The sequence below is a fragment of the Qipengyuania vesicularis genome, assembly GCF_019711415.1.
GTDB classification, from domain to species: Bacteria; Pseudomonadota; Alphaproteobacteria; order Sphingomonadales; family Sphingomonadaceae; genus Qipengyuania; species Qipengyuania vesicularis.
Genome location: NZ_JAIGNJ010000003.1, coordinates 1 through 21,834 on the forward strand (window position 1 = coordinate 1; position 21,834 = coordinate 21,834).

General features: G+C 61.4%; 17 protein-coding genes. 12 read left to right on the forward strand and 5 right to left on the reverse strand.

Annotated features, from left to right (window positions below; translation table 11 throughout):
• Positions 1 to 326 precede the first annotated feature (326 nt).
• The 5 genes from K3146_RS08780 to K3146_RS08800 form a co-directional block, all read right to left on the reverse strand.
• The gene (locus tag K3146_RS08780; protein ID WP_221545931.1) at positions 327 to 1,622 is read right to left on the reverse strand and encodes a mechanosensitive ion channel family protein; all 1,296 of its coding nucleotides are present in this window, start codon (positions 1,620 to 1,622) and stop codon (positions 327 to 329) included.
• Positions 1,623 to 1,689: 67 nt separating this feature from the next.
• Complete coding sequence (locus K3146_RS08785; protein ID WP_221545932.1) at positions 1,690 to 3,033, reverse strand: serine hydrolase domain-containing protein; 1,344 nt, start codon at positions 3,031 to 3,033, stop codon at positions 1,690 to 1,692.
• 24 nt (positions 3,034 to 3,057) lie between these two features.
• Positions 3,058 to 3,507 (reverse strand): hypothetical protein, encoded by a 450-nt coding sequence (locus tag K3146_RS08790; protein ID WP_221545933.1) that lies wholly within the window; start codon positions 3,505 to 3,507, stop codon positions 3,058 to 3,060.
• Between the two features lie 3 nt (positions 3,508 to 3,510).
• The gene (locus K3146_RS08795) at positions 3,511 to 3,897 is read right to left on the reverse strand and encodes a hypothetical protein (protein WP_221545934.1); all 387 of its coding nucleotides are present in this window, start codon (positions 3,895 to 3,897) and stop codon (positions 3,511 to 3,513) included.
• A 39-nt stretch (positions 3,898 to 3,936) separates the two neighbouring features.
• On the reverse strand, positions 3,937 to 5,427 hold the full coding sequence (locus K3146_RS08800) for an alginate export family protein (protein WP_221545935.1): 1,491 nt from the start codon (positions 5,425 to 5,427) through the stop codon (positions 3,937 to 3,939).
• A gap of 142 nt (positions 5,428 to 5,569) precedes the next feature.
• On the opposite strand from K3146_RS08800, the gene K3146_RS08805 reads away from it, so the two are divergent.
• The 12 genes from K3146_RS08805 (at position 5,570) to K3146_RS08855 (ending at position 21,530) form a co-directional block, all read left to right on the forward strand.
• Positions 5,570 to 6,019 carry a helix-turn-helix domain-containing protein gene (locus tag K3146_RS08805; RefSeq protein WP_221545936.1) on the forward strand — a complete coding sequence of 150 codons (450 nt, stop codon included), beginning with the start codon at positions 5,570 to 5,572 and terminating at the stop codon, positions 6,017 to 6,019.
• A 276-nt stretch (positions 6,020 to 6,295) separates the two neighbouring features.
• A complete protein-coding gene (locus tag K3146_RS08810) occupies positions 6,296 to 6,874 on the forward strand; it encodes an OsmC family protein (RefSeq protein WP_221545937.1) in 579 nt (192 codons plus the stop codon).
• A 209-nt stretch (positions 6,875 to 7,083) separates the two neighbouring features.
• The gene (locus K3146_RS08815) at positions 7,084 to 8,334 is read left to right on the forward strand and encodes a flavin-containing monooxygenase (RefSeq protein ID WP_221545938.1); all 1,251 of its coding nucleotides are present in this window, start codon (positions 7,084 to 7,086) and stop codon (positions 8,332 to 8,334) included.
• 11 nt (positions 8,335 to 8,345) lie between these two features.
• Complete coding sequence (locus K3146_RS08820; RefSeq protein WP_221545939.1) at positions 8,346 to 9,509, forward strand: NAD(P)/FAD-dependent oxidoreductase; 1,164 nt, start codon at positions 8,346 to 8,348, stop codon at positions 9,507 to 9,509.
• Between the two features lie 50 nt (positions 9,510 to 9,559).
• Positions 9,560 to 9,925 (forward strand): group I truncated hemoglobin, encoded by a 366-nt coding sequence (locus tag K3146_RS08825; RefSeq protein WP_221545940.1) that lies wholly within the window; start codon positions 9,560 to 9,562, stop codon positions 9,923 to 9,925.
• Positions 9,926 to 9,927: 2 nt separating this feature from the next.
• Positions 9,928 to 10,974: an adenylate/guanylate cyclase domain-containing protein gene (locus K3146_RS08830; protein WP_221545941.1), complete on the forward strand. Its 1,047-nt coding sequence runs from the start codon at positions 9,928 to 9,930 to the stop codon at positions 10,972 to 10,974.
• Position 10,975: 1 nt separating this feature from the next.
• The gene (locus K3146_RS08835) at positions 10,976 to 12,874 is read left to right on the forward strand and encodes a hybrid sensor histidine kinase/response regulator (protein WP_345724094.1); all 1,899 of its coding nucleotides are present in this window, start codon (positions 10,976 to 10,978) and stop codon (positions 12,872 to 12,874) included.
• A 1-nt stretch (position 12,875) separates the two neighbouring features.
• Complete coding sequence (locus tag K3146_RS08840; protein ID WP_221545942.1) at positions 12,876 to 13,586, forward strand: response regulator; 711 nt, start codon at positions 12,876 to 12,878, stop codon at positions 13,584 to 13,586.
• Positions 13,587 to 13,702: 116 nt separating this feature from the next.
• On the forward strand, positions 13,703 to 15,226 hold the full coding sequence (gene cysK / locus K3146_RS08845; RefSeq protein ID WP_221545943.1) for a cysteine synthase A: 1,524 nt from the start codon (positions 13,703 to 13,705) through the stop codon (positions 15,224 to 15,226).
• A complete protein-coding gene (locus K3146_RS08850) occupies positions 15,223 to 16,632 on the forward strand; it encodes a pyridoxal phosphate-dependent decarboxylase family protein (RefSeq protein ID WP_221545944.1) in 1,410 nt (469 codons plus the stop codon). Before cysK ends, K3146_RS08850 begins: the two co-directional genes overlap by 4 nt.
• 116 nt (positions 16,633 to 16,748) lie before the next feature.
• Positions 16,749 to 16,874: a hypothetical protein gene (locus K3146_RS13565; protein ID WP_282098490.1), complete on the forward strand. Its 126-nt coding sequence runs from the start codon at positions 16,749 to 16,751 to the stop codon at positions 16,872 to 16,874.
• 1,062 nt (positions 16,875 to 17,936) lie between these two features.
• Positions 17,937 to 21,530 carry a class I SAM-dependent DNA methyltransferase gene (locus tag K3146_RS08855; RefSeq protein ID WP_221545945.1) on the forward strand — a complete coding sequence of 1,198 codons (3,594 nt, stop codon included), beginning with the start codon at positions 17,937 to 17,939 and terminating at the stop codon, positions 21,528 to 21,530.
• Positions 21,531 to 21,834 lie beyond the last annotated feature (304 nt).

Sequence of the window (21,834 nt, forward strand, 5' to 3'; positions counted from 1 at the left end):
GATCGCCAATGGCGGTCTCGCCTAACAGGCACGTAACCCGCAGTCACCCCCGGCCCTCGGAAGGTCCGCTATTAGGTTTGTGGCGGCTAGTCCGCTTTACGGCACGGTCCCACTCGGCAGATACGTCAGTTCATGGGTGGAAAGCGGACATCACTTTGAGATGCATTACTCACGGAGGGGTGTGATGAGCGCTTAATCGAGGGTCGAAAGCCTGTAGGGTCCCGGTAAGGCGAGACCATCGCGAAGGCGAGTTAACCTATGAAATGCGCCCCGCAAGAGGCAAGTTGCTATCTTCGTAAGGCGCAGAATACGCGATCTGTGAGGGACTATTTGGCGTCCTTGGGCAGCGACTTCACGTGCACGTCCTGCTGGGGGAAAGGCATCGCCAGGCCGCGCGCATCGAAGGCCTCTTTGACCTTCTGCGTGAGCTCGCATTTCACATCCCAATAGTCTTCGGCCTTCACCCACGGGCGGCATACGAAGTTCACCGCGCTCGCGCCGAGTTCGGCGGGGCGTATATCCGCCGCAGGTTCGGACAGAACCTTCGGGTGCGCCGCGACCTGTTCCGTGAGAAGGTCCAGCACTTCCTGGATCGAGTCCTCGTAAGAAGCGCCGAACTCGAGGTCCACGCGCCGCGTCTCGCTGGCTGTCGCGTTCACTATCACATTGCCCCAGACGTTTTTGTTCGGGACGACGATGATCCGGTTGTCCGGTGTCGCCACCGTGGTGCCGACCATGTTCACATTCTTTACAGTCCCGCCGACGCCGCCGACCTCAATGTAGTCGCCCTCGTCGAACGGCTGGTTGATCATAATCATCAGTCCGCTCGCGAGATTGCCGAGCGTATCCTGGAACGCGAACGCAAGAATGAAGGAAGCGCCGCCGATGAGTGCGAACACAGGCGTTATATCGACGTCGATCGAGGCCAGCACGACGATGATGCCGGCGAGGATGAACAGCCAGAAGAAAGCTCCGACGATGAATGCCTGCAGCAGTTTCGAAATCTTCGTAAACCTGCCGATCCAGAGCTTCACGAACCCTCTCGCAATCCGGGCTACGAGAATGATTGCCGCGACCGCGAGGAAGGCGACGAATATCCGCCAGAGTACGGCGATGCCTCCGTCAGGTCTCCCGAGCCATTCGATGAAGGAGCCCAAGAGCGCCCTTGCGGGAGCAAGCGCGGTTTCCTCGTAGAGAATGCCCTGCCGATAAGAGCGAAGCTTCTGAACCAGCTCGGGATTGCCGCCTTTGCGCTCCAGGGAGTCGACAACAAGTGTGTACCGCTCGAGCAGGCGGGCACGCTGTTCGACGAGGCCCACGATCGCGGCGATCTTCGCCTCGTCCGACGGGTTTTCACTGCTTACGCGCTCTGCTTGCGCCCGTGCGATCTCAGCGGTTTTGCCGCGGACGAGTTGGAGCCAGGTTTCGCTGACTTCCTCCAGTTCCTCCACGGTCAACGGCACAAGCAGATGAGAAAGCTGCGCCACGGAGATATTCGGCTGGCTGGCAAGAGCGACCAGTTCGTCAGGAGCGGGTTCGGCAGGAGCCTCGGTGACATCTGGCTCCTGCCTGTCCGGTTCGGCCTCCTGTGCGAGCGTGCCTGTCGGAAACCCGAACGCCACGAAGGCCGCTATCAAAAGTGCCCATAATCTTAATGCCGACATCGCTTTTCCCCCGCCGCGCTTGCTTTCAGTCCTTCGACATCAGGTATTCGGCCACCGCCTGGTATGCCGGTAGCGAGGTTGGATCGATCCTTCCGTTCGCTGCTGTCGGGAACGAAGCAAATCGGACGAGCACCATCTCGGCAGTCGGGTCGATATAGATCGTCTGGCCATGGACACCGCGAGCGGCATACGCCCCGTGCTCATTGTGGAAGGACCACCACTGGCTGGCGTAGCTGCCACCCGGCATTGTCGGGAAACCAAGGAATTTGGACGGATCGCCGCCCTGACTTATCCGCTCCGTTACCGCGGCCGGGAAAAGCCGCTTTCCATTGATGACGCCGCCATTCAGGACGAGCTGGCCGAGCCTGCCGAGGTCCCTCAAGCTGGCAGTCAGCCCGCCACCAGCGAAGGGGACGCCCTTGCCGTCCACGGTCTGATAAGCGGCCTGCTCTGTGCCCATTTTCGACCAGAGCCGTTCCGAGGCCAGCTGCGTCACCTCTTTCCCGGTGACGCGCGTGATGATCCAGCCAAGCATGTCCGAATTGATCGTCTTGTAGTGGAATTCATCTCCGTGGCGGCCGTCTGGCTGGACTTGCTGCAGATACTCCCAATAGCCGTTGGGACCGGTGTAGCCCTCCGGCTTGGGGAGCGGGCTCGCCGCGCGTGAGTAGACCCAGATGTCTGCGTTCGGGTCAGCGTAATTCTCGGAATATTTGACGCCGGTGGTCATATCCATGACCTCGCGCACCGTTGCCGTGGCGAAGGCGCTGCCCTCGATCTCAGGGATGATGTCGATGACGCGTGCGGTTTCATCGAGCTGGCCCTCGGTCGCGAGGATCTGGGCGAGGAGGCCGGTGAGTGACTTGGTCATCGACATGGCGGCATGCTTCCCGTCCTCGGTCAGGCAGCCCGAGTATTTTTCATAGACCACCCGGCCCATGTGCATGATCAGGAGCCCGTCGGTGTAGTTCGCGCCGAGCGATTCCTGCCATGTCATCTCATCGTCGGAATTCATCGGCGTGAACGTCAGCGCATCGATTTCATCCGCATATTCGCCGAGCTGGTCGGGCGGTAGGTAGGAAAGGGGAACGGGGGCGCCCAGTCCGCGGCTGATCTCCTCGGTCGGAAGGAATTCGCGCAGGTGACACACGCTCCATCTAAGGCGTGGAAAGCTGAAATAGACCGAGTCCGGTTGCGTGATGATCTTGTCTTCCGGCGGTGGCGAGCCGACCATCCATCCCATGACCCGCGGATCGGATTCCTCCGCCGAGAGGGGGGCTTGTCCTTGCTGGGCGGCCGCCGTGGTGGCCATCCCGCCAGCAACCGACAGCGAGAGCAGGGCCCGAGAAATCTTAGAGATGCAGCGCATGGATTTACTCCCTGTTCAAGGCTGTCAGTCGTCGTCCGTCACTGCTGCGATCACCCCGACCACGGCAGCGCCGACGAGGACCCCGGTAAGGACATCCGCACCGTCATTGTCGCGGCGGTTGTAGTAGCGGCGAAGGTAGTCGTTGCGGTTCCAGTACCGCCCGTCGCGCCACCAGCGGCCGTTTCCGCGATAGAACCGGTCGTAATAATCCTCGCGGATTTCGCGGCTGACTTCCCGCCGCGCCTCGCGCCGTTCACGCGCAACCTCGCGGTTGGCGCGGCGATACTCGCGTTCGACGCATTCGCGATCCTTGCAACGCCGGATGCGCCGGTCCGCCTCGCGGCGCTCCCGGTTGACCTCGCGGTTGCCTTCACGGATTTCCCGGCGCACTTCCCAGCTCTGGGCTTGTACCTCGACCGGCATGCCGGTGAGCACGGTCGCTGCTCCGACCAACACCAATATCTTGCCGTACATCGCTCATCCTCCCTTTGCGGCGCTGCGGAATCTTTCCGAGCGGCTCTCGTATTGGCGGAGAACTTCGACACAATTCTCGTTATCGGTAATCACGCTCGTCCCGTATCCGAAAGCGGCGGAGAACAGGAACGCCCGGTCCACGCCGAGCAACCGCGTGATCGAAGCATGGATTTCGAGCACGTCACGCTCGAAGGCGGCCTGCTGGTTCTCGGCCACGCAGCCGCGCGAGAGACCGGCGATATAGCCGAAGTTCTTCAGGCCGTTGTCGACCTGCTCCTCCTCGCTGAGCGCTTCGCCAGCATCGTCTTGCGCACTGACGGGGGACATCCCTGCGGCAGTGAGCGTGAGCGCGCCTGCCACCAGTGAATGGGTCATGAGCCTTTTCATCATTCAAACTCCTCTCCTTGGGAAACCGCCTTCGCGGCGCGCTTAAAAATTCACGACGACGTTGACGAAACCTCCGGTCCAGCTGGGAGCGTCACCGCCGAATGCGTTCTCGATTCCCTCACCCGGGATCGAGATGCTGAAACCGCCGGTCAGGAAGATATTCGGCGTGAGCACGCGCGTGTATTCGACGAAGAAATCGTCAGCGAGGTGGTTCGCGGTGACGCCGGAAATGACGCTGCCCAGGTCATCGCTAATCTCGAGACGGGTCGCCTGGCCGAACTGGATCGGGCTTCGCTGCTCGTTCACCCGGATGTGGGCTGCCCTCAATGTCAGGAAGTCCTTGGGGCTCGGCATGGTCCTCAGCGTCAGCTGGTGGGATTGGACGTTCGAGTTGATGAAGACCAGCGCGGCCTTCGATCCCGTCGCCCAGCTCGCCGGCGAGCCCTCGTAGTTGAGCGGGTCGAACCGCTCGAGTTCGGGCGTGTCCGGATCGTCGCCCGAGAAGGTCTGGTAGGACCAGAATAGGTCGGGGCGCCACGGCTTGTCGTTCCAGGCATGGCCGATCTTGATGCGCCCGCCCCAGGCATCGAGGCTGATCCGGTCGTTCCACTGGTAGGCCCCGTCGAGGCCGACATAGAGGCCCGGAACGGCATCAGGAGCGGGGTGGACGAGGCTGTAGAACGAAACGGCATTCAGGCCTTCGCGGCCGCCGTCGAGGAAGTCGGGCGGCCCGATGCCGCCGGGCGCGGCTTGCGGATAGGGTGCTCCCGACTGCAGGACGTTGACGTAGCTGACGCCTGCGAAGTCACCCTTGCCCCAATCGAGCCTGATGTCGCCGCCGACACTGTGCGTCTTCGTGTTGTTGGATGCGAGTTCGTTGGGGTCGATGAGGAATGCCGTGGCAGTCAGTTCCTGCCTGCGGAAGCGGGCGATGATCGTCCGCTCCCACGCTTTGCGCGGACCCAGCTTCACGGCGCCACGCTCGAAACCGTTGGAGGCGCCGTTCGAAATGAGCATGCCGGTGCCGAGCTTGAGCTCTTGCGCGCCGATCGAAAGATCGAACTGGCCCGTTTCGACAGACCCGGTCCTGAAACCGAGAAACGCCTCTTCGATCGTCACGCGCCCCGTGTTTTTCTGGTCGAAGGCATCGGTGCCGAGCGTCGCTGATGCGACTACCGAAAACCCGCCATAGATCTCACTCGAGCTGTCGAGGTCATGCGTAAGTTCGACGCCGGGCTTCGCGTAGACTTCGAGCCACTGCGTGTCGGAATCGAAATTGGCCGAGGGCGCGAAACGGTCTGCGAGGTTCCAGTAGAGGTTCTCTTCGGCAACCGCGTTGATGCCGCCTTCGAGAGTGAACTTGATCTGGGTATCGCTGTCTTCGACGGGTTCGCTATCCGGAGGTGGTTCGTCTTGACCATGCGCTACGGGGGCAAAGGCAAGACAGGCCGTCAACAGACCGACCGTAAACGGCAAATCGCGCAGGGAGCGACGAGGGCCGGTAGTCTGGCAAGCGACAGCTCGAAAATTCATTCGCCAACTCCAAGCAAAGTGGATTCGGCGACCCGCTGACCCCTGTCTTCATCAGGCCAGCATTATTGACCAGACCCTTATTGCCCAAAATGGGCACTCCTGTCATCATCCGCTTCTATGTAATTGAACGCAGGATAATCCCTTGAGCATCGCCGACGACCATTTCTCGATCCTTTGGCCTCGACACGTCGAAGGGATGATCGCCCTGCTGAGCGAGCTAAGGGAAGCCTTCGACGGTGACCTCGATGCCACCCTCATCCTCGCTGTGATTGGTGCAGCCCTCCTGCCGAAGGACGAATTGCCGATTTCGTTCAGCTATTCGGAGCTGCTCAAACAGCGCGACATCGATTTCAGAAAGCCGTTGAACACGCTGTCGATTTCCCAGGTAACGGGCATCCCGCGCGAGACAGTTCGCCGCAAACTCGCCAAAATGGAAGCAAAGTTATGGGTAGAGCGGGACGAGTGCGGCCATTGGAAAATGGGAAGGCGAGGCGCCGAGGATCTACGCCCCATGACCGAGCTCTCAATGAAATACATCTCCAGCATCGCCGAGGGGATTGATCTGGCCAGGGCGGGCACATCGAGCAACTGAGTTCTTGGCGCCAATGTCTGCAATCGGGTCGTTAGCGGCCGGTCCGCTCGTGGCACATGGCTAGCTTGGTGAGAGCGTCGCCAGATGGGTGGGAAGCGGACAGTCATAGCTCTTCTGTTCAATCAAAAAAGCGGACGATCTCGTTCCGGAACTTTGAAACAACTGAAATGAAATACCGGTCGTTGCGGCATCCAACAGAAACATGGGCGGCGCATTCATTCACTCGTTCTCCCGTCACGGTGACGGGCAGTGCAATGATTGAATGGAGACCCCCAAATGACCGATACCATGACCAAGCCCGCCCGCGTCGCCATGAACGGCGTCGATGTTCCGACTTTCGTCGCCACGCTCGGTGCAGTCGACAGCCAGCGCGAAATTGCCCGCTTCACGTTCCGTGCAAACAGCGAATGGCTGGCCGGCACGCACAGCCGCGTCGCGTTCAAGGATTTCTATGGTGCCTGTGCCGAATGCGAGCACAAGCAGACTTACACCATCGAGGGTGACCACCCCGAGGTTCTCTGCGGCACCGGCAATGCCCCGACCCCGGCTGAACTGCTGCTCGGCGCACTTTCGGCCTGCCTGACGGCGGGCATCGGCAACATCGCCTCGATGCGTCAGGTCGAACTCGAATCCGTCGAATGCACGGTCGAGGGCGATATCGATCTCAACGGCATCCTCGGCCTCGACCCGCAGGTTCGCAACGGCTTCCAGGCTGTTCGCGTTACTGTCGCCATCAAGGGCAATGCGGATGACGAAACGCTAGAAAAGATCGTGCGCCAGTCGGTTGCCCGTTCGGCCGTGTTCGACGTGATGACCAACGGCGTCCCCGTCGCGGTTGCCGCCAAGGTCGGCTGACCCAAGCCCCCGAAAGTGTGGCGGCGCTCTTCGCGACCCGAGTTGCCGCAACACTGGCCCGTCGGTCTTCAGGACCGGCGGGCCTTCCTTTTGCCACCAGAGCTCGCTGTCGCTGCTGAAACCTCTGAAACACAAAACCGGATTTGGCGGCACAAGAGCGATACGTTGGCAGGCGAGAAGGGACGGACCAATTCAACGGAGTTCGTCCCATGACACAGTTCATCGATTGCCTGATTATCGGCGGAGGCCAGGCCGGTCTCGCGATGAGCCGCAGCCTGCTCGACGCAGGTATTGAGAACGTCGTGCTCGAACGTGGCAGCATTGCCAATCGCTGGAGCAAAGCGCGTTGGCCTTCGCTGCGGCTGCTGACGCCGGGCTGGATGACCCGCCTGCCCGGCCAGCAGCTGGCACGCCGCGAGGAAGGCTTTCTAGGCGCTGGCGACCTTGCCGCCCGGCTGCAGGATTATGCAGCAGGCCAGGGCCTTCCCGTCATCGAGAATATCGACGTGCTCGCGCTCGAGAAGCTGGGCGACCACTTTCGTGCCGTTACTTCGCGCGGCAGCTGGATCGCACGCAGCGTTGTCGTTGCGACCGGTGCCTGCGACCGACCGCGAATTCCGTCTTGGGGCCGCGACCTTTCGCCAAGCCTCTACCAGATTGCCTCGACCAAATATCGCGGCGCAGAACAGCTTCCCAAAGGCGGCGTTCTTGTCGTTGGGGCTTCGGCAACGGGGGTCCAACTGGCGAGCGAGATTGCGGCGTCGGGCCGCAAGACCATCCTCGCGGCAGGCAGCCACGTGCGTTCGCCGCGCCGTTATCGCGGCCGTGACCTGTTCGACTGGCTCGATGCCAGTGGCTTTCTTGCTGAGCCGACCGCGACAGGCCGCTCGCCCGCCCAGCTCATGGCCCAGCCCTCGATGCAGCTGATCGGCAGCGATGATGATCGCGAAATCGATCTCTACAGCCTCGCGCGCCGTGGTGTGATCATTGCCGGCCATGCCTCTGGCGCGGCAGGCAGCGTCGTCGGATTTGCCGATGATCTTGCGTGCAGCCTCGCCCTTGGCGAGCGCCGCCGCCAGCGGATGCTCAGCCAGATCGACGCCTTCATCGGCTCAGCAGGCATCGATGCTCCCGAGGACCCCGCCGCCCGCCAGAACACCGGCTTCCTCATGCCAATGAACGGCGCCATCGACCTTGCCGAGCACGGGATTTCCACCGTGCTGTGGGCGACCGGTTACCGGCGTGATTACTCCTGGATTCATTTCGATGCCTGCGATGCAGACGGCGAACTGAAGCAGGAGGGCGGCCTGTGCGACACGTCCGGCCTCTACGCGCTGGGCCTGCCTTTCATGCGCCATCGCGCATCCAGTTTCATCGACGGCGTCGGCCGCGACGCCGAAGCCCTCGCCCCCGTCATTGCCGCCCGGCTCGGAGCTTCCGACGCCCTGCAAGCAGCCTGAGGAGAATAAACGTGATCGACAATATCCTTCCTACTCATCTTTACGATGCCGTCGTTGTCGGAGCACGCTGCGCAGGCGCGGCCACTGCGATGTTGATGGCGCGCCATGGAGCGCGCGTGCTGATGATCGATCGTGCCGCCGAAGGAAGCGACACGCTTTCGACCCATGCGCTGATGCGCGGGGCGGTCATGCAGCTTCACAATTGGGGAGTCCTGCACTCGATCATTGCGGAAAACACGCCGCCGATCCTTCGCACCTCCTTCATCTACGGCGATGCCGACCCGATCGATATCGACTTGTCCGACAGCTTCGGCACGCGCGCGCTTTATGCGCCGCGCCGTACGGTGCTCGACCGCCAGCTGGTCCGTGCGGCGCGCGAAGCCGGGGTCGATACGCTTTTCGGCGTTTCCATGACCGGCGTGGTCAAGGGTGGCGGAGGGCGCATCGAAGGCGTCACTATCAAGGGCCGCCAATGCACGCACAAAATTGCCTGCGACCTTGTAGTTGGAGCCGAAGGCCGCAATTCCTCGCTCGCCCGGCACGTCGGTGCGGGACTGATCAAGCGCGGCACCAACATGTCTCAGGTTGCATTCGGCTATTTCACGGGCCTCGGTCAGCGCGACTATCGCTGGTACTGGGGCGAGGATTGCGGCGGCGGCGTGATCCCTACCAATGACGGCGAGGCCTGCGTATTCCTGTCGGCTGCACACGACGGGCCCTATGACCTGCGCGGCATGCGCGGCGCCGATGCTTTTGCCTACGCTGCCGGTAAGATGATGCCGCAGATGGCGGATGAACTGCGCGGAGCGAGCCTTTCCGGCAAGATCCGCAGCTTTGGTGGCCAGCCGGGGCACATGCGTGAGGCCTGCGGAAACGGTTGGGCGCTGGTCGGCGATGCGGGCTACTTCAAGGACCCGATTACTGCGCATGGTATCACCGATGCGCTGCGCGATGCGCAACTTCTGGCCGACAGCTGGGCGCGCGGCAGGCTTGATGATTATCCTGCCGTCCGCGATGCCTTGTCGCACGACATCTTTCGCTTGTCCGACGAGATCGCCGGTTACGACATGGGCCTTGAGGGACTGGCTGCCCTGCACAAGTCGCTCAACACGGCAATGCAGGCGAACCAGCTCTGGATGGCCGAGAACCTATACACCACTCGGGCGGCGGCTTGATTTTGCTCTGTCATCAGAGCAGCATGCCGCTTTGCGGTGGGGAGGCTATCATGGCTCAACAGCAATCGATGTTCGACAAATACGGTGGTTTTTCGGTGGTCAGCAAGATCGTGCTGGACCTCTACGAAAGGCTGCTGGACGACGATGATCTCGGCCCGTTCTTCGACGATGTCGAATTTGCGAGGATCGTCGACCACCAGACCAAGTTCGTGTCTTCGGTCATGGGCGGTCCGGCTTCCTACACCGACGTGCAGATCCAGAAGCTCCACAGCCACCTCCCGATTTCCGATGCGCATTTCGACAAGCTCGCCGTCATGCTGACCCAGGTTCTCCAGGACCATGGAGTCGAGGATGAGGACGCGCAGGAAGTCGTCGGCGCCTTTGCGCAGCGTCGCGGCCTCGTGGTGAACGACTGAGCATGTCGATCGAAGCCATCAACGAGCAGTTGCTCCGCGCCATCGGTGTGGGCGTTGCCCTTCTCGACACATCGGAGCTCAAGTTCCGCTTCTTCAACGACACCTTCAAAGAATGGTTCGCCGAGATCGAGACCGGGCAGCAACTGCGCGACGTCTTTCCCGATATCGATACTGCGGAGGTGACCAGGGCGCTTCAGGAAACCGGCCAGTTCACGAGCGAGGCAAGCTTTCGCATTCGCCGTCGCACGATGACGATCGCGATGACGATCAATCCCGCGCTCGAGGGCAACCAGAAGGTCGCAGTCCTGGTTTGCCAGAACATCAGCCGGATCAAGGAACTGGAATCGATGATCGATTCCTATTCGATGATGGTCGAACGCAACACGCGAGAGATCAAGCGAGAGAAGGAGCAGGTCGAGAAGCTGCTCCTCAACATGATGCCGCGCTCGGTCTACGAGGAATACAAGACTTTCGGCGTGGTCACGCCGCGCACCTACGAGAACGTCGCGGTTCTGTGCCTCGACTTCTCCGGCTTCTCGGCCACGGTGGAACAACAGGACGCAGGCGTGATCGTCAGCGAACTGAACGATATCTACACCGCCTTCGACCGCATCGGCGACCAATTCGGCTGCGAGCGGATCAAGACCGTGGGCGATCTCTACATTACCGTTGCGGGCATGCCCGACCCTTCGGACAGGTCCATCCAGTCGGTATCGGACGCCGCGGTTCGCTTCGTGCGCTACCTCGAAAATCGCAACAAGAGCCACCCGGTCGACTGGAATTGTCGGATCGGTCTGGCTGCAGGTTCGGTGATCGGATCGGTCGTGGGCGTGCAAAAGTACATCTACGACGTGTTCGGACCGGCCGTTGCCGACGCCATGCGCCTGCGCGAAGAGGCTGGAGCGATGGAGATCGTTGCGGCAGCCAACTTTGCGGAGCGGTTCGGCGAAGCGCACGAGACCGAAGCTGCCGGGTCCGGCGCGCTGGCTGACGGAACTGCGGTGGACATTGTCCGGGTGCTGTCCGGGAACGGCAGCCTGAGCCATTGAGGTGAGCACTCCAGCCAACTCCACGCCCGCAATCGGGGAGCAGGGACAGTCGCCGGTTTTCCGCGAATTGCTCGATCATTTTTGGTTGGGGGTGGCGCTATTCGATGAAGATGCACGGCTGTTCTACAGCAATCATGCGATGGCGCAGCTCAACCCTGCGCTCGACGATCTATTCACGCCCGGCCTCGAATGGGACCAGCTGCTGATCGAGTGGGTTGCGCGCGGCGTAATCGATAGGGGGGCGCAGGAACGGCTGCGCCAGTTCGAACGAGGTCTCACGGAAAACAATCTCCAAAGCGAAAAAGCGGTCGTGGAAATGCGGGACATGGGTCTCCACGAGGTGCTGCTGGTCTCGACGTCGAACGGCGGGTTCGCCCTGTCGCAGCGCGATGTTACGCGCCGCGAGATGGCGAGCGAGCACGACCAGGAAGCCGATGCAATCCTCCGGCAGGTGATGGAGGCGTGTCCAGCCAACCTCGTCATGTCGCGCATGGATGACGGTCAGATCATTTATCGCTCGCCTGCGGCGCGCGAAGTCCTCGGACCGGGCAAAAAGGTTGCCGAACATTTCGTAAAGCGCTCGGACCTCGCTGATTTCGTCACCGAGATTTTGCCCCAGGGCCGACTCGACGACGTTTCGATCCTGCTCAGGAATACCGGCGGAGAGAGTTTCCCCGCGCTCGTTTCCTCGCGGCTGATCGAATATCGCGGCGAGGATGTGGCGGTGTCGTCGCTGGTCGACATCACCAAGGAAATCGAGATGCGCAAGATGCTCGCTGCCCAGCGCGAGCGGATCTTCGAAACCGAGAAACTTTCAGCGCTCGGCGAATTGCTGGCCGGTGTCGCCCATGAGTTGAACAATCCGCTTTCGGTCGTTGTCGGCCATGCGCTGATGCTGCGCGAGGAGACCGACGATCCGGAAATCTTGCGCCGGGTCGAGCAGATCGAGAATGCCGCCGAACGCTGCGCGAAGATCGTGAAGAGCTTCCTCGCCATGGCGCGCGAACAGCAGGTTGCGAAGGAAACGCTAGGCCTTGCCGAATTGGTCGAGGATGCGGTTCGTAGCCTGCGTGAAGGCGACATGGATTTCACAGTCGAGGTAGAGTGCGACCTGTCCGGCGACCTTCCGCCGCTTTCCGGCGATCCTGCGCAGCTCGAACAGGTCGTCACGAACCTGCTTGTCAATGCGCAGCAGGCCATCGCAAAGTCGGGAGAGGGCAGCAGGATCGAGATCACCGCTCGCCCCGACCGCAGCCGCAATCTCATGGTGATCGACATTTGCGACGATGGACCGGGCATTCCCGCACATGTCGGCAAACGCGTGTTCGAGCCGCTCTTCACCACTAAGGAAGTGGGGCAGGGAACGGGCATCGGCCTCGCCTTCTGCCACCGCGTGCTGACCGCGCATGGTGGATCGATCGAGCTGATCACCTCCGATACCGGAGCGCATTTTCGCATCCACCTGCCGCTCGGCGAGGATTCGCGCGAAGATGAGGCGGCTCCCGATCTGCAGGAAGCGGGCGAACGTAGAGGCAAGGTCCTTGTGATCGACGACGAACACGATGTCGCAGCCTTGATCGCGGAGATCCTGCGTCGCGACGAATATGACGTCGACATGGTTCATTCGGGCGAGGACGGGCTCGAAGCCTGCGCTGCGGGCGAATACGATGCCATACTCGTTGACATCAAGATGCCCGGTATCGGGGGGCAGGGCTTCCTTGAACGGATCAGGGCAGAACGCCCCGAACTGGTCGAGCGGATCGCTTTTGTCACCGGCAGCACCATGAGTCCCGAGACGCGCGGTTTCCTCGACAACTGCGGGTGCCGGTTCCTGGAAAAGCCGGTCGCACCCAAGGACATACGCGCGCTTGCCGCACAGATCGTGAAACGGAGCCGCTGACATGGACGAACCTAAGCTGGTCTGCATCTGTGACGACGAGCAGCCGCTGCGCGAGATGCTGGCCGAATACCTGGAAAAGAATGGCTTTGCGACGGTTCAGGCCAATGACGCGGCGAACCTGCGCGAAACGCTGGAAAGGTGCGAGCCTGCGCTGCTTCTGCTCGACATCAATATGCCCGGCGAAGACGGGTTGTCGGTCCTGCGCAGTCTGCAGGGCAAGGAGCGCGCGCCGCGAGTCATCATGCTCACTGCAGCGGGCGAAACGGTAGACCGGATCGTCGGGCTGGAAATGGGTGCGGACGATTACCTCGCAAAGCCCGTGGACCTGCGCGAACTGGTCGCCCGAGTGCGCGCGGTGCTGCGCCGCTCTGCAACCAAGGAGATCGAAGACCCGCAGGCAGCCGAGGGACGCCTCCCCTTCGGCAAGACCTGGCTCGATCTCGAAGCGGCGAAGCTGTTCGACGAGGAGGGCAAGCAGATCCCGCTGACGGCGATGGAATTCAACCTGCTAAAATTGTTCGCGCAGAATCGCGGCCGGGTGCTCAACCGCGATCAGATATTGGAAGGCGCCCACGACCGCGAATGGGACCCGTTCGATCGCAGCATCGACATCCGCATTTCGCGCATTCGCAAGAAGATCGAGCACAATCCGTCGAAGCCGGCGGTCATCCGCACGGTGCGTGGGCTGGGGTATATCTACGACCCCGACTAGGCGCGTACGACCTCACCAGCGATACAATTGAAACATTATGGGCGTCGGAGCGATATCGGGCTGAAACGCAGGCCGCGCATAGTCATGGGCATTGAAAACAGCTCAGGACCCGCGCCATGAACGCTCCTTTCCCCCGTCCCATCTCCCGTCCCCAAGGAAGCGAAAGGCGCGGGTCCGTCCTCGAACTCGTCGGCGACACCCCGGTTGTGCTGGCCGAGAAACTCTCCCCTCCCGGTCGCGAAGTGTGGCTCAAGCTCGAAAGCGCCAACCCCATGGGTTCCGTCAAAGATCGCCTCGCGCTGGGCCTGATCGAAGCCGCCGAAAAGGATGGATCGCTCAAGCCCGGCCAGACCGTGGTCGAGGCGACTAGCGGCAATACCGGCATCGGACTTGCACTGGTTTGCGCACGCAAGGGCTATCCGCTGGTCATCGTCATGGCCGAAAGCTTCAGTGTCGAGCGTCGCAAGATCCTGCGTTACCTAGGCGCGAAGGTCGTGCTCACCCCGGCCTCGCTCAAGGGTACCGGCATGGTCGACAAGGCCCGCGAACTGGCCGAGGAACACGGCTGGTTCCTTCCGCGCCAGTTCGAGAACGAGAATAACGAGAAGATCCACGAAACGACCACCGGCATGGAAATCGTCCGTGCATTCGCTGACGCACCGCTCGATGCCTTCGTCAGCGGTCTCGGCACCGGCGGTACGATTGCGGGCGTAGGCCGCGCGCTCAAGGCGCACATGCCGTCGGCGCGCATCGTTGCCTGCGAACCCGACAATTCCCCGGTCCTCGCCTCGGGTGTGCCTCAGCAATATGCCAAGGACGGCTCGCCCGCTGCCAGCCACCCCCGCTTCCGCCCGCACCCGATGCAAGGGTGGGCACCCGACTTCATCCCCGCTGTTACGGGCCGTGCCATTACCGACGGAGTGATCGACGAGATCGTCCCTGTCGCGGGCGCCGATGCGCTCGACTGGTCGCGCCGTCTGGCCCGCGAGGAAGGCGTGTTCTGCGGCATCACCTCGGGCGCGACATTCGCCGCCGCGCGTCAGCTGGCGAGCGAACTGCCCGAGGGCTCGCGCGTGCTCGCTATGATCCCGGACACGGGCGAGCGCTACATGACCACGCCGCTGTTCGGCGACATCGAGGAAGACATGAACGAGGCGGAGATGGAAATCTCGCGCTCGACCCCCGGCGCACGCGTCGATGCCGCACCCGCTGCCGCCCCCGCAGCCAAGGCACCTGAGGGTAACGAACGCGCGCTTGCCCATGTCGATGCGATCATCGGCGACGAAACGCAGCCTCTCGTCTTCTTCGCGCTCGAATGGTGCGAATTCTGCTGGTCGGCTCAGAAGCTGCTCGACCTGATGGAAGTAGACTATCGCACCGTCCATCTCGACGGACCCGATTATGCCGATCCGGCATGGGGCGGGGACGTGCGTACCGCGCTTGCCCAGCGCAGCGGCGGCGCACCGACGATCCCGCAGATATTCATCGGCACGGAGCACCTTGGTGGGGCGACCGACCTGCTCGACGCCTTCAACGACGATCGGCTCTCCGCCATTTTCGACGACGCAAGCATTGCACACAAACAGCCCGGCATCGAGAACGCCTATTCCCTCCTTCCGAAGTGGTTGCAGAAAAGATGAGTTCTTTCCCCGATAAGAAGATCGCCCAGGGCCTGTTGGAAAAGGCAGCGCGACTGGCGACACGGGGTCGCTACAGCGACCAGGCGCTTGATCCCCATCAGGCGCCGATCGCAACACAGGACAGTTTCGATATCGCACTCCCACGCAAGGGGCGCGACCCCCTCGAAGTGATCGAATCGCTCGATAGTGCTGCACGTCCCGGCCTCTCCGGCATGACCAATGCCGGTTTCATGAGCTGGGTGATCGGCGGCTCGCATCCCGCAGGGGTGGCCGCCGACTGGATGGCCGCGGCATGGGGGCAGAATGCCTGCGTCTACGAAGCTTCGCCAGCGTCTGCCCAGGCCGAGGCGGCAAGCGCGAAATACCTCCTCGACCTGCTCGACCTGCCGCGCGAAAGTTCGGTCGGCTTCGCCACCGGTGCGACCATGGCAGCCTTCACTTCGCTCGCCGCCGCGCGCCTGTGCGTGCTCGAACGCGCGGGCCATGATTTCGAACGCAAGGGCCTTCACGGCTGTGCCGAAGTGGCGATCTACATTGCCGACGATGCCCATGTGACCAACTACTCGGCGCTCCGGTACCTCGGTTTCGGCAGCGACCAGCTGCGCCGGATCCCCTCGCTGAACGACGGAACCTATGATTGCGACGCGCTCGAGGCAGCCATGGCCGAAGACGATACGCCCGCGCGGATCGTGCTGGCACAGGCGGGCCACATCATGTCAGGCGCTTTCGACGATTTCACGCGCCTCGCCGCGCTGTGCAAGCGCCACGGCGCATGGCTGCATGTCGACGGGGCGTTCGGCCTATGGGTACGTGCCAGCAGAAGGATGCGGCGCATTGCCGAAGGTGTCGAGTTGGCCGATTCCTGGTCGGTCGACGGCCACAAGTGGCTGCAAATTCCCTACGACTGCGGCTTCGCCATCGTGAAGCACGAAGAATACCACCGCCGCGCCATGTCGATGCAGGCGGGATACCTCCCGGAAGGTGAACCGCTGCGCAACAATTCGGACTATGTCCCGGAACTCTCGCGCCGAGCGCGCGGCTTCTCGGTCTGGGCGGTGATGCAGAGCCTCGGGCGCAAGGGCATCGAGGACATGATCGAAAGCCATTGTCACGCAACCCACCTTCTAGCCCAGTCGCTAAAGCGGCTCGACGGGGTGGAAATCATCAACCGCCAGTGTCTCAACCAGCTCGCGGTCGCGTTCGACAGCCCGCATTGCGACGGGGCCGAAACCGTGGCGCAGGCGCTCAACGCCAGCGGGCGTTATTTCGTGCGCACAGCGCATTGGCAGGGGCGCAAACTGCTGCGCTTCTCGATTACCAATGGCGATACCGGTCCCGACCACATCGCACCGATGGTCAACGAGATCGCCGCCGCATGGCGTGCAATTTCGCAGGCTGCCGCCTGACCCACCGAAACAATCGAAACGAAAATTCGGGCCTCGCGATATCGGGGTGATACACGGCCCGGCCATATTCTCCTTGTTGCCGGCGAAACGGCGACACCAGACAAAGGAGAATGAAAATGTACGTTAAGACCGAAAATCCGATCCAGCTGAAGATGAAGCTGGCGCTTGCCTCTACAATCTGTGCGATGGCTACTATCAGCAGCGCTGTCGCAATGGTAGTGACGCAGGTCAATGTGGCGTGATCGATCCCTTCAAACGAATAATCGCCGAACTTACTGCGAGGGGCAATCAACACGCAGAGCCAGACTACTGCGGGCAAAACGGTTGCTCTTCGCCTTTCCGCCAATACTTTTTCATCTTGGCTCTTGGCTAGCTCCAGCAAAATCTCAAAGTCCCGACAAAGATTTCATGCGATATGGGGCTTGAAGGTCTGCCAATCGTGCAAAATTGAGAGCAATGTCGGCTCGTGAGCAGGGTATGGGCCCTGGTCTCTTCGGACTCCAGATGCGGACCGTCCACAATCGGGTCGCTAGCGGAATGACGGGAATTGGCTAATTGAGAGCACTAGCTGACGCTACCGGAGCATGCCAATCACCCGCATCATCTCAATTCCGCACTTCGCGTCAAGATATTGGAACTCGTCAAGATGCCGCTCAAAGGTTCTGTGATGCATGCCCTTGGGCCGACTGACCCAGTTGCCCCAACCTTGCTCGCATCCAAGCTTTCTCTGCAACCGGAAAAGCGCTTCAAAAGGCCTGTCGCGTTCTGCGATGCGCTGCGAGTTGTAAGCCAGCCGCCACGCCTTCCGTGATGCGAAGCGATCACCCCCAGGAGGCATATAGAGTTTACCCACACGATGGCCCCTGTAGGGGCAGATCATCCACCATCGCTTTCCGCCGAAATTCTGGTCCGTTGCGGTAAGGTAGATCGTCTGTATGACGCTTTCTCGATCGTCACCGGAATCGCGAGTATAGCTCAACGCGAGGCGTTCATTCCCCTGCTCGCTAAACAGCGCACGGTAGCTAACGCTACCTGCAGGTTCGCCCCCGCAATTCCATCGCAGCGTCCCAGCCGATTCCATTCCCATCGCGGCCAGCCCGCTACGCATCATCCAAGCTAGATCGATCTTGCGCGACGCATCGGCAGTCGGCGACCCAGCGCACCTACCTGACCCTAGACCGCCCATGTTGCTGTCTTACTACAGCACATCTGTGAAGTCCAGTAAACTGGTCGAGTTATCACCTACATATTCCTCTCAAGTCTTTTTTCTTGAACGCATTTCTTATGCGCGCCATGCATCTTGGATGGGGGAGACGAACCAAACCGCGCTGGAAAAGCTGATTGACGAGTTCGAGGGTTCGGGCGGCTCCGAAATGGCCAATGCCCAGCTCTTTATGGAACGCCTGACCGGCGCGCTGGGCGTGGACCAGCCATCGCCCGCACAGGAAGACACGCGCCACAACGACTATGTGTTCGAGCGGGGCGTCCTGTTCCGCCATCCCAACGGTTCGACCACCACGGGTCGCATCGATTGCTACAAGCGCGATTGCTTCATCTGGGAAGCCAAGCAGTCGGCCAAGCGCGCCAAGTCGCGCGAGACCGAACAGCTGGAACTGGTCGGTGTCGAGGCCCCGCAAAAGCTCGGCCACGCCAAGCGCGGCACGAAGACTTGGGACAAAGTGATGATCGCGGCCAAGCAACAGGCCGAGGGCTATGCCCGCGCACTGCCCGACGACCATTCCTACCCGCCCTTCATCATGGTTGCCGATGTCGGGAATGTGATCGAGGTCTATGCCGATTTCAGCGGGCAGGGACGCAACTACGCCCACTTCCCCGACCGCCAGAGCTATCAGCTGTCGATGGCCGATTTGCTCGACCCGCGGGTTCAGGACCGCCTCCGCGCCATCTGGACCGACCCGCATTCTCTCGACCCCGCACGCATCAGCGCCGAAGTCACCGAGGACATCGCGCGGCGTCTTGCCAAGATCGCCAAGAGCCTAGAGCGGCGATACGATCCCAAGGACATCGCCGAGTTCCTGATGCGATGTCTCTTCACCATGTTCGCCGAGGACGTGGGTCTGATAGAGGAAACGGAAGAGGAAAAGCGCACCGGCATCGGCCCCTTCGAGGCCATGCTGGAACGTATGATCGATACGCCGGAGTATTTTCCGCCTGCTTTAGAAAGCCTCTGGACTGCAATGGACAAGGGCGATTGGTCGGGCGACATCAGCAGGCCGCTCAAACGCTTCAACGGCTCGCTGTTCAAGACCCGCACCGCGCTGAAGCTTGAAGCCGACGATATCCGCGAGCTGTGGCTGGCGGCGAGGAAGGACTGGCACGAAGTCGAACCCGCCATTTTCGGCACACTGCTCGAACGCGCCCTAGCGGCGAAGGAGCGCGGCAAGCTGGGTGCTCATTTCACCCCGCGCGTCTATGTCGAGCGGCTGGTCGTGCCCACGATCATCGAGCCGCTGCGCGAGGATTGGGCAGAGGTCCAGCAGCTGGCCGAAGACTTGACACGCGCAGGCAAGCAGGAGGCCGCGCTGGAAGCTGTGCGCGCCTTCCATCACCAGTTATGTACTACGCGCGTGCTGGACCCGGCCTGCGGCACGGGCAACTTCCTCTATGTCAGCCTCGAACTGATGAAGCGGCTGGAAGGCGAAGTGCTCGACGCGTTGGAGGCGTTGGGCGACGACGAGGCGCGGCTGCTGCTCGACGGTGAGACGGTCAACCCGCGCCAGTTCTACGGCCTGGAAATCAACCCGCGCGCCGTGCCGATTGCCGACCTCGTGCTGTGGATCGGCTTCCTCAAATGGCAGCTGCGCACGACCGAGGCGAAGCACCTGCCCGAACCGATCCTGCACGCCTATGGCAATATCCGCCATCAGGACGCGCTGCTGGCCTATGACAGCATGGAAATGTTGCGCGACGAAGAAGGCAAGCCGCTCAGCCGCTGGGATGGCGAGACAATGAAGCTGCATCCCATCACGGGCGAGGAAATCCCCGATACCGATGCGAAGATGGAGCTTTACGAATATGTGAACCCGTGCCGGGTCGATTGGCCGAAAGTGGAATTCATCGTCGGCAACCCTCCCTTCATCGGGGGCAAGGACATGCGCGCCGAGCTGGGCGATGGCTACGCTGAGGCCGCTTGGAAGGTACGCAAGGATGTGCCCGGCGGCGCGGATTTCGTGATGCATTTTTGGGACGAGGCGGCGACGCGCCTGCTCGCCAAGCCGCCCAAGGGAGCCAAGGGCGAGAACCCGCTGCGCCGGTTTGGCTTCATCACCACCAATTCGATCACCCAGACCTTCAGTCGCCGCGTGGTGGAGCGGCACATGAACGCCAAGCTGCCGCTAAGCCTGGTCTACGCCATTCCCGACCACCCTTGGCTCAAGGCAAGCGACAAGGCGGCAGTGCGCATTGCGATGACCGTCGCGGTGCGCGGCGAGCGGCAGGGCAAGCTGGCGGAAGTGGTGCACGAGAGCGGGCTGAATACGGACACGCCCGAAGTGCGGCTGGAAGTGGATGAGGGGAAGATTACGAGCGGGCTTCGATTGGGCGCGGACATGTCGAATGTGCAGGCCCTAATCGCGAACGAACAGCTTTCCAGTCCAGGGGTGAAGCTTCATGGTTCTGGATTTATAGTTTCTCCGAGGACTGCTTCTTCGCTTGGGGTGCATTCGAATGAAGGCTTGAATCAACATATACGGCCTTACAGGAATGGTCGTGATTTGGCGTCGAAACCTCGTGGGGTCATGGTGATTGACCTTTTCGGTTTGAAGGCGGACGAGGTTCAGAGGCGTTTTCCCGCTACTTACCAGTATGTCGTTGAGCACGTGAAGCCGGAGCGCGACCAGAACAATCGCGCAACGTACCGTGATAACTGGTGGATTTTTGGCGAACCTCGATCGGACCTACGTCCCGCGCTTGATCGGCTTGAGCGATACATCGCCACGATCGAAACCGCGAAGCATCGCTTTTTCCAATTTCTCGATCAGTCGATACTACCAGACAACATGCTCGTTGCTGTCGCGTTGTCAGGTGCGAATGCAGTCGCAGTATTATCGTCGCGTCTCCACATTTCATGGATGTTGGGCACAGGCGGCACGCTCGAAGACCGGCCTCGCTATAATAAGACGAAGTGTCTCGATCCCTTCCCATTCCCAGCTCTCACCGATGCGCATTCCGCCACACTCGAACAGCTCGGCGAACGGCTCGATGCCTTCCGCAAGGAGCGGCTGGCCGAGCACGACTTCCTCACCATGACCGACATGTACAATGTGCTCGAACGCCTGCGCGAGCTCGAGCAGGGCGTTGGCGAGCCGTTCAGCCAGAAGGAGCGCGATATTCACGAGGCGGGGCTGATCTCGGTGCTCAAGGAAATCCATGACGATATCGACCGCGAAGTCTTCGCCGCCTATGGCTGGGAAGACCTTGGCGCGCGGCTGGTCGGCCGCCCCGGCGCGACCACGCCCAGCCAGCACAAGTCCGAGGACCAGGAGGCCGCCGAGGAAGAATTGCTGACGCGGCTGGTGGCGCTCAACAAGGAACGCGCGGCGGAAGAAAAGCGCGGCCTCGTGCGTTGGCTGCGCCCCGAATACCAGAAACCGCGCCTCGCCCATAAGGTGAAGGGGCAGGACGATCTCGACATGGAACTGGTCGAAGCCGGCGTGGTCGAAGAACGCGCATGGCCTGCCGAAGAGCGCGAACAATTCGCCACCATGCGCGATGTGCTGGCCGAGGCCGAGGCGCCACTACCCGCCGAAGCGCTTTCCGCCCTGTTCAAAGGCCGCAACACGCCCAAGCGCAAGGCCCGCGTCGCCCGCGTGCTCGAAATCATGGTCGACATGGGCGGCGCGCGGCACGGCGATGATGGGTACTTTCTACCCCGCTAGCCGCCCAACTCAGATTTTCCGAAATCATCTGCAAGGTTTGTTCTCTTCGGCCACAGAGGAACAAAGAGAAACAGGGGCTGCCGCGCATATTTCGGCCTATTTTATTCGGTTCGACAGGGTCGAATCTTGGACCTGAGCGTCGTGAACCTTGTTGCACTGGACGTGATGGATTCTTGATGGGATTTGGTGCGCCTATAGCTCCGGTCTGCGTTGCCAAGCACCCGCCCTCTTCCCGACTACGCGGCTAGATTGCCCCCATGGCTTATGCCCCAAGCCAATCATTCCAAGCTGTTCCTCTAGGCGC